Raw genomic sequence first — 2,547 nt, forward strand, 5'->3', positions numbered from 1 at the left:
ATCGTTTATCGCTGAATATGTTTTGCAACCAATGATTTCGGACAAACAACGAATATCAGTATTTTTAAAAGCAGGAGGTAAATTGACTATGAAAAGTGAATTGATTGATGCTTTAAAACTAAAAATGCAACCTGTTGCTGTAATCTTAAGTGATGATAAGCCGGAAGAAGGACTTCACTTTAAAGATAACCGAATGGGTGGTTGTGTGGCAGCCATGATGGTTGCCGCCAGTAAGAAGAACCGTGTGGCTTATTTCGACAGGAATAGCTATAGTTGCCCGGGCGGAGGAACCGGTTTGGGCTTCGGCGACCGTTACGGACAGTTTCCCATTGATTGTCTTCTTTCCACCGGAAATAAAGAGTTTGCTGCTCAAATGGGGCGTGCGGGTACCTTAATGGAGGAAGGAGAGCGTTTTTATAAGAATCCGGAACTGGCCCGCAGTTGGGTAAATTCGGTACCGATGACCGATGTTGCTGCCGAATATGTTTTGTTTAAGCCCTGGGATTTATTGGCAGAAGAGGACAAACCCGAGATGATCATCTTCTTTGTCAACCCGGATCAGTTATCAGCCTTGGTTGTGATGGCTGATTACAATCGCGGAGTTAGTCAGAGCGTTATTGCACCTTTCTGCGCTGCTTGTCAGTCTGTTCTTTTTGGTTACGAGGAGGGAAAGCAAGAAAAGCCGCGGGGTATTATTGGCTTTTTCGATATTGCCGTACGTGCGAGTGTCGATCGGGAGATTTTGTCGTTCACGGCTCCATATGCCTTGTTTCAGGAAATGGAAAGCCATGTGGAAGACAGCTTTCTGAAGAAGCACGCCTGGGAAAAATTACAGGAGCGCCAGTGATTTTAGCAGTTATACAATCCGATAACGCATAATCCAGCGTTTCCCGCCTTGGCCTGCTTTTTCAAAACCCAATCTTTCGAAGATTTGGGGTACACCGCTATAGATGGAAGAGGAAGAAACCCGTCCTTTGTCGACGACGGTCGGGTAGGCCTCGACAATTGTTCCGCCTTTCTCTTTTACAAATATGAGGGAAGCTTTCACTAATTTGGAGGCAAGGCCCATACGCCGAAAATTACGGTTAATGAAAAAGCAGGTAATTGACCACACCGGTTTGTCATCGATTGGTTTTAAGGTACGAGAATTCTCTAATCGTTTATATTTATCTCGGGGAGCAACAGCTATCCAGCCACAAACTTCTCCTTGAGGCGAAAAGGCCAGCAACCCTAAGGTTTCATCATCAATAACCAATTGGCGTATTGCCTTGCGGTTATTTTCACCGCGTCCTGCACTGTATTCTTTTGTATTCTGTTTCCACCACATGCACCAACAGCCATCGCAGGCCCCGTTGGGTTCAAAAAGTTGAGCAAAGGCCCACCATGTTTCTTTTATCAGGGGGCGAAAGCTATAATTATCGATGTCGTATTCCTTCATTTCCCAATTTTGTTTATTTCAACAGAAACATTAATAGTTTATCAATGGTCATGTCCTTTATTATTCTTATTAGAAATTAAGGAGGACTTAATGATTCCCAATGACCATTAGTAACCATCGGATGACTCTTCATCGTAGAATAACAGCACAAGGTTTCGAAAGTTTTGGTCGAAGTACTTTGAGCGTTGGTGAACTGACTGATTTTCAATTTACAAATAAACGGTTATCTTTGCGCGCTCAAAAAAATTATAGGCAGTTAATTTGCCGCCCATTCAAAATCAACAAGATGAGTATCGAAAAAGCTTTAAAAGAACGCAGTGGTTCGGTTTGCGAACTTTGCGGCAATACGGAAGGACTGGTTGTTTATGCACTTCCGCCTGTAACCGAAAATAACAGCGACAAATGTGTGTTGCTGTGTTCAACTTGCAACAGTCAGATTGAAGATCCGGAAACGATGGATGCGAACCACTGGCGTTGTTTGAATGACAGCATGTGGAGCACTGTTCCGGCCGTTCAGGTATTGGCGTGGCGCTTGCTGACTCAATTGAAACAATTTGATCTGTTGGACATGATGTACCTGGACGAAGAAACCTTGGCCTGGGCTAAGTCAGGAGTCGTTGAAGATGGTGCCAAGCATGTTGACAGTAACGGTTCTGTACTGAAAGCAGGGGATACTGTAGTATTGGTTAAAGATTTAGTTGTTAAGGGGGCCGGTTTTACAGCCAAACGCGGAACAGCCGTTCGCAACATCTCGTTGGTTGCTGATAATCCCGAGCATATTGAAGGAAAAGTAAACGGTCAACAGATCGTAATTCTCACCCAATATGTGAAGAAATCGAACTAGTTAGGACTTAACTTCTCAAATAAAAAATAAAAAGGCTCCATTCGGAGCCTTTTCTCTTAACTAAACTATTGATTTATCAGTAAGGTAATTGCTACTACCCAACTACCCTAATTTCAGGAGATTTACTAAATAAATTTTTCACGCTTTTGCAGGTTGAACAAACCATACAAAATAAAAACCACAGCACCTGTTGCCAGGAATATCCGGTTTTTAAGTGCAATGCCAGCCCAAACCAGTTCGCTCATGTTACGGGGAACACTAAACG

General features: G+C 43.3%; 3 protein-coding genes. 2 read left to right on the forward strand and 1 reads right to left on the reverse strand.

Annotation, left to right across the window (positions count from 1 at the left end):
- On the forward strand, nucleotides 1-847 hold an 847-nt coding region (locus AC37HE_RS17110; protein ID WP_500784332.1), incomplete at its 5' end, for a DUF169 domain-containing protein.
- A 9-nt stretch (nucleotides 848-856) separates the two neighbouring features.
- On the opposite strand, the gene AC37HE_RS17115 is transcribed toward AC37HE_RS17110, so the two are convergent.
- Nucleotides 857-1,438: a GNAT family N-acetyltransferase gene (locus tag AC37HE_RS17115; RefSeq protein WP_500784333.1), complete on the reverse strand. Its 582-nt coding sequence runs from the start codon at nucleotides 1,436-1,438 to the stop codon at nucleotides 857-859.
- A 286-nt stretch (nucleotides 1,439-1,724) separates the two neighbouring features.
- Between AC37HE_RS17115 and AC37HE_RS17120 the strand changes: the two genes are divergently transcribed.
- Nucleotides 1,725-2,282 (forward strand): PhnA domain-containing protein, encoded by a 558-nt coding sequence (locus tag AC37HE_RS17120; protein ID WP_500784334.1) that lies wholly within the window; start codon nucleotides 1,725-1,727, stop codon nucleotides 2,280-2,282.
- Nucleotides 2,283-2,547 lie beyond the last annotated feature (265 nt).

The organism is Mangrovibacterium sp., assembly GCF_059905295.1.